The following is a 6,370-nucleotide window of genomic DNA, read 5'->3' on the forward strand; positions in this document are numbered from 1 at the left end:
CGCCTTTTTTATTTTCACGCAAAATCATACGTTTCCTATAATTTCAATCATGCGTATTCATTAATCGTCGCAGAAGGAACTAATCAGTGCGAATAGCCACAATCACCAACTGGGCCTATAGCGCGACGGTATGTCTGACCATCGCTTCAGGCGTTGTCATGCTGATGGCATCCAGCGCCGATAACACAGAACGCCAGGTGGTAGAACAGCGTTATCAGTTCGATCAACTAACCGAAGAAGTCGAACTCGATGCCTGGTCGCTGTCCGACCTGGCGCGCGACTATGTTATTGCAAAAGATCCTGAGGTGCTCAACGCCTACCGTCAGAAAGAAGCGTCGCTGAAAGCCGTTGAGCATCGTCTTTCGAAGCTCAAAGACCTTGGTGCAACGGATGAAGAGCTGGCGCTATTGCATGAAGGGCTGCGGATTGCGGATGCTCTGCAGGATGAGCAGGCCGAGGCGCTTGCCAGCGTCGCGCGTGGAGAAGAGTCGCAGGCCATCGCCCTGCTGTACGGGAAAGCCTATGAACAGGAACTGGAGCGAGCCCAGGACCGGATAGATCATTTCCGCCAGTTACTCGATAGCCGCGTACGCAACACGATTGAAGATGCAACCCAGTCATCCCGCATGCTGCGGACGGCCTCTGAAGTGATGGTCGGTCTGACAGCGCTGCTGTTTTTATTCGTTCTCGGTTTCATTTTAAAGCGTCGTGTCCTGCGCCCCGTCGTGCGTTTGAGCGATGTCGTAAACCGTCTCGCATCGCAGGATTATGCCGTTGAGACGCCCAGCTTTAACCAGATAGACGAAATAGGCGACATGGCACAGGCGATCCGGATATTCCGCGAGAACGGTCTGGCTCGTCAGAGACTGGAGAAGGAGCGAGATGCCGACTGGGCAATCCGCGATCTGCTGGCACGTATGACGCAGCGTCTGCAGGGCTGCGAGAATTTTGCCGATGTCATCAATGTGGCGGAACTGTTTGCACCGAATATTGCCCCAGGTATTGCCGGGCGGCTTTACATACTGGACCGGGAACCCTGGCAAATGCGCTGCGTTGCACAATGGCTCTCACCACAGGGTAAAGCGGATGCGTTCCACCCGGACGAATGCTGGGCTGTGCGCCGCGGCCAGAGCCACCCTCCGGTACAAGGTGAACCCGATATCGCCTGCTACCATCTGCCGGATTCATGCCAGCAGCATACCCTGTGCGTTCCGCTGATTGCCCAGGGAGAAGCCATCGGTCTGCTCTCATTCCAGAACCTTAGCGATGATTCCGCCCCCTCTCGTGCGTATCTGGAGCTAATGGCAGAAGCACTCGGCCTCGCATTAGCCAACCAACGTCTGCGTGACGCCCTGCTGGAGAAAGCGCTCTACGATCCGCTAACTGGTCTACGCAACCGTCATCATCTGGAAGATACCTTACGCACTCAGATGAGCCAGGCCGTACGCAACAAGGAGCCGATTAGTTGCCTGATGATCGATATTGACCATTTTAAAAATATTAACGATCGCTTTGGTCACGAGGCGGGAGACAGCGTGATAAAAAGTATCGCCGCCACCATTCAGCGCGTGGTTCACGACAGCGGCATGGCCTTCCGCTATGGCGGTGAGGAGTTTCTGGTGCTGCTGGCCAATACGGATGAACAGGCTGCCAACCGCCTTGCGACGGATATTTATAACGGCGTACGCGAACTGTCGCTGCGCTTTGGCGTCTCTGAAATTGGTCACGTCGATGTCTCTATTGGCGTAGCCAGCTATCCGCAGCACGCCCAGAGCGACAACCTGCTGCGTGCTGCAGACGTGGCGCTGTATCGCGCTAAAGAGCTGGGACGTTCGCGCATCGTGAGCTTTGGCATGCTGGAGGCCAGTTGAACATGGCTTTACCTCAACGCCAGGCGGTGATATGTTAATTCAATGAACACAAAACACGATATCACCGCTTTTAATTACAACTTGTGGTGGCTGCCTTCTTAAAGGCGGTCAGAATGTGTTTTTCCCATTTTTAGATAACCGCCGAAAGGCGGTTATTTGCATTTAGAGACCCCTTTCGGTTTTATGACTAAGGAGTCTTACATGAACAATAAAACCATCATCCTCACTGGCGATCGTCCCACCGGCCCGCTGCATCTTGGCCATTATGTGGGGTCATTGCGCCAGCGCGCCGCGCTGCAACATGATTATCAGCAGTTTATATTGGTGGCTGACCTGCAAGGGCTAACCGATAACGGCAGCACACCGCAAAAGATCCGCAACAATATTCCCGAGGTACTTGCCGACTATCTTGCTGCAGGAATAGATCCTTCACTGACCACTATTTGTTTGCAATCGGCCCTGCCTGCCCTTGCGGAACTGACCGCGCTTTATATGAATATCGTCACCGTGGCTCGCGTAGAGCGTAATCCTACGGTTAAAAACGAAATTGCGCAGAAAGGGTTTGCCCGCTCGTTACCGGTTGGTTTTCTGGTTTATCCCATCAGTCAGGCGGCAGATATTACGGCCTTCAAAGCCGAAGTGGTTCCCGTCGGCGACGATCAGTTGCCAATGATTGAGCAGACTAATGAAATCGTGCACAAGATGAATAGCCTGTTACCGGCCCCCGTCTTATCGCACTGCAAAGCGCTGCTGAGTGAAACCAGCCGCCTACCAGGGATTGACGGGAATGCCAAAATGTCAAAATCGCTTGGTAACACATTGCTCCTGTCAGCCAGCGAAGAAACCATTCATCACGCGGTCAGTGCAATGTACACCGACCCCAATCATCTGAAAGTATCCGACCCGGGGCAAATCGACGGCAATATGGTATTCATTTACCTCGACGCTTTTCATCCGGATAAAGCAAAAGTGGCGGAAATGAAAGCGCATTACCAACGGGGTGGACTGGGTGACCGGACATGCAAAAACGAGCTGGAGGTGTGCTTGCAGGAACTCATCGCCTCAATGCGCGAGCTGCGGGCCACCTACATTCAGGATAAAGGCATGCTGATGGCAATGCTCAAAAAAGGCAGCGAACAGGCGCACGAGATCACGCTGCAGACATTAAGAGAAGTGAAGCAAGGGCTGGGTTTGCCGGTGTTCTGAACTCGACCTATTACAGTCGGCCCAATAAATAAAGACAGCTCCCAACGAGTTACCTTCGCCGGGAGCTTTCAGAATCTTCCCCACGTTTTATCAGAAAAATGCACTAATGTTTTATTTCGAAATCAAAACCTCATTTCAGGCGATGGCCCCTCTGAGAAAAGGCATGGATTGTCGCCGAAGAGACTATGCTACTCAACGAGTGGCAAAAGGAAGCATTTCATCTGTATCTACAGACAAAGATGCCCGTTTTTCAATGTGAGTTAAACCAATGGAAAGTCGATCATTTATTCTCATATTAGTTCAAACTGGAGATGCTGTTATCATTCCCCCTATAATAGGAGCATTAAATATATTATAACGCTCCTATTGAACCTACCGCTTTGGTTAGGTAATGCTTATAGTTTAAAACGTTAGAGAAATTTACTCGGCTAAATATCCACCATCAATTGGATAAACTCCTCCGGTACAGAATGCGGATTTGTCTGATAGCAAAAACAAGATGAAGTCTGCTATTTCTTGCATTTTTGCCATCCTTTTCATAGGGTGGCTATTGGCGAAGCTATGTACGATATTTTCAGGAAGTGCACTCATTCGCGGGGTCTGGACATAACCAGGAGCGACTGCATTTACTCGAATTCCTTGACATGCAAATTCTAGCGCTGCGGTTTGGGTTAAACCAATTATACCATGCTTAGCCACGGTGTAAGGCGCTAATCCAGGAATGCCAACCAGGCCATTTACGGCAGATAAATTCACTATTGAGCCACCAAACTTCATCATCTGAGGTATTTCATATTTTAGGCAGTAAAAAACTCCGCTCAATGAGGTGGCAATAACCTTATCCCAGTTCTCAACTGTTTGCTCTGTTATGTTTTTACCATGATCACCTGTTAAGCCTGCATTATTTACAGCATAATCAAGTCTGCCGAAGCGTTCGATAACCTCATCGATCATTTGTCGTACTTGTTCAGGCTGTGATACATCACATCCGATCCCCATCGCTTGTTGACCCTGTGAAGATAATTGTTTCGCTTTTTGTTTAGCCTGCTCTGACGAACGGGCGACAATAATGACCTTAGCACCATGTATGTGTAATTGCTTTGCGACGGCCTCACCTATTCCTGTAGTGCTTCCTGTTATCACAGCAATTTTATTTTGGAAATTCATACTCCCCCCAAAGATGTAGAATTGAACCTTTCATCTGGGTTAGTATACAAATGAGCTGTGACAGTTTTTGTCAGTACTCTTTCTCCTCGCTAATCCCTTCTTTTACTCTCCATTTTTTCAATAAAACCGCCCTGCTTTCACTATAAAAGGAATCCAGTTGCTCAATTTCCTTAATTTTGTCAGTCCTAAAGTGGCGAAAATCATTTCTCATCTCACACCATGCAACCAAAAGCCAACATGACTCCATGTATACCAACCCAATGGGCCATATGACTCGAGAAGAGTAAGAGTCTTTCTTATCACAATACTTTATTTTGATTCTCTTTCGATTTTTAATAGCATTGCGAATATCTTCAAAAAACATCTCATTTTTTTCTGAAGGACCAATCAGATAGGATTGACTTTCAATAAGATTTTTCAACTCACCGGAAATGACGGTATGTATTTTGGCAAGTGCATTCTTAGCGATAATTTTGAAATCATGGTCCGTATTATGAGAGACCCAATTCAATCCAAGCGTAATAGCATTGACTTCTTCATGAGACAGGTTTAAGGGTGGCAAATGAAAATCAGATTTAACGATATAACCAATTCCAGCACCACCTTCAATGCATACCCCTTGATGCTGTAGCGTTTTTATATCTCTGTAAAGGGAACGCACACTTATCCCTAATCTTTCTGAGAGTGTGGATGCAGTGATCGGATATCTTTGTACCCTTAATATCTGTAGTAATTCGAGAAGCCTTTCTGTTCTAGTCATAGTGATAAATCCATCATGATCCTGAGACGATGATGTAGCCCCCTGAAACACCGGACAGTAGCTGTATCTCCAGATAAGAGATAGGCTTGAATATATGTCTAACACTAACGCCAATTTTGAGATGACCGGGATCCTGTTAGGGCAAGAAGTCCGTAAACGTAAAACTCCTCAGGAGAAGATCGCCATTATCCAGCAGACGATGGAGCCGGGTATGAATGTCTCCCATGTCGCCCGCCTGCATGGTATCCAGCCCAGCCTGCTGTTTAAGTGGAAGAAGCAATATCAGGAAGGCAGCCTCACCGCCGTTGCGGCTGGAGAGGAAGTCGTTCCTGCTTCTGAGCTTACTGCTGCTCTGAAGCAGGTCCGGGAGCTTCAGCGCCTTCTGGGCAAGAAAACGATGGAAGTTGAGATCCTGAAAGAAGCCGTGGAGTACGGTCAGTCGCGAAAATGGATAGCGCACGCGCCCTTGTTGCCAAAGGACGGGGAATAGCCATGGTCAGCCGGACCATGGGCGTGTCGCGTGCGCAACTGTCACTGCGGATTAACCGTTCTGCCGACTGGCAGGACAGGCGCTGTAACCGGCGTAATGAAGAAGCAGACGCAGAAATACTGTCGGCTATCCTCAACATTATCAGCGATATGCCGAGTTATGGTTATCGACGCGTGTGGGGCATCCTGCGCAAGCAACGTCGCACAGAGGGACAGCCACCTGTGAATGCCAAACGGCTTTACAGGATAATGAGCGAGCATAACCTGTTGTTGTTGCATCACAAACCAGAGCGACCGAAGCGTGAACATAAGGGCAAGATAGCGGTGGCAGAAAGCGATATGCGCTGGTGTTCAGATGGCTTCGAGTTCGGCTGCGACAACGGCGAAAAACTGCGGGTAACGTTCGCGCTGGACTGCTGCGACCGTGAGGCCATAGACTGGGCAGCAAGCACGGGAGGCTATGACAGTTCGACCGTGCAGGATGTGATGCTGAGGTCGGTGGAAAAGCGCTTCGGCGACAGGTTGCCCGACACAGCGGTGCAGTGGCTGACGGATAACGGTTCAGCGTATACCGCGTATGAAACGCGGAGGTTCGCGAGAGAGCTGAATCTGGAGCCCTGCACAACAGCGGTGAGCAGCCCGCAGAGTAATGGCATGGCCGAACGGTTCGTGAAAACGATGAAAGAAGACTATATCGCGTTCATGCCAAAACCGGATGTGAGAACAGCACTGCGAAACCTTGCAGTAGCGTTCACGCATTACAATGAAAACCACCCGCACAGCGCGCTGGGATATCACTCCCCGAGGGAATACCGGCGGCAGCGGACATCGTTAACTTAAGATACAAAAGCTGTTCGGAGATGGAGGGTCAAGATCA

General features: G+C 49.5%; 5 protein-coding genes. 3 read left to right on the forward strand and 2 right to left on the reverse strand.

Annotated elements, in window-relative coordinates; all coding sequences use genetic code 11:
• The first annotated feature begins 86 nt into the window (after positions 1-86).
• On the forward strand, positions 87-1,871 hold the full coding sequence (locus OGV71_RS18485; protein ID WP_003029251.1) for a diguanylate cyclase: 1,785 nt from the start codon (positions 87-89) through the stop codon (positions 1,869-1,871).
• 201 nt (positions 1,872-2,072) lie between these two features.
• A complete protein-coding gene (trpS, locus tag OGV71_RS18490; RefSeq protein WP_204583599.1) occupies positions 2,073-3,077 on the forward strand; it encodes a tryptophan--tRNA ligase in 1,005 nt (334 codons plus the stop codon).
• A gap of 420 nt (positions 3,078-3,497) precedes the next feature.
• Here trpS and OGV71_RS18495 read toward each other — a convergent pair whose 3' ends face one another.
• Positions 3,498-4,244: an SDR family NAD(P)-dependent oxidoreductase gene (locus tag OGV71_RS18495; RefSeq protein WP_003029256.1), complete on the reverse strand. Its 747-nt coding sequence runs from the start codon at positions 4,242-4,244 to the stop codon at positions 3,498-3,500.
• A 70-nt stretch (positions 4,245-4,314) separates the two neighbouring features.
• Positions 4,315-5,004 (reverse strand): helix-turn-helix transcriptional regulator, encoded by a 690-nt coding sequence (locus OGV71_RS18500; protein ID WP_204583601.1) that lies wholly within the window; start codon positions 5,002-5,004, stop codon positions 4,315-4,317.
• A 121-nt stretch (positions 5,005-5,125) separates the two neighbouring features.
• On the opposite strand from OGV71_RS18500, the gene OGV71_RS18505 reads away from it, so the two are divergent.
• Positions 5,126-6,333, forward strand: a protein-coding gene (locus OGV71_RS18505; protein ID WP_089617520.1) for an IS3 family transposase whose coding sequence is annotated in 2 segments (ribosomal slippage) — positions 5,126-5,447 and positions 5,447-6,333 — 1,209 coding nt in all. Because the reading frame shifts where the segments join, the coding sequence is not laid out codon by codon here.
• The last annotated feature ends 37 nt before the right edge of the window (positions 6,334-6,370 follow it).

Origin of the sequence: Citrobacter sp. Cf088 (assembly GCF_030334295.1) — a bacterium.
Classification (GTDB): Bacteria; Pseudomonadota; Gammaproteobacteria; order Enterobacterales; family Enterobacteriaceae; genus Citrobacter; species Citrobacter freundii.

Bases quoted from the DNA above. Each gene is read 5' to 3' on its own strand.
- trpS (WP_204583599.1), top strand. From the start codon at position 2,073: ATGAACAATAAAACCATCATCCTCACTGGCGATCGTCCCACCGGCCCG.
- OGV71_RS18495 (WP_003029256.1), bottom strand. From the start codon at position 4,244: ATGAATTTCCAAAATAAAATTGCTGTGATAACAGGAAGCACTACAGGA.
- OGV71_RS18500 (WP_204583601.1), bottom strand. From the start codon at position 5,004: ATGACTAGAACAGAAAGGCTTCTCGAATTACTACAGATATTAAGGGTA.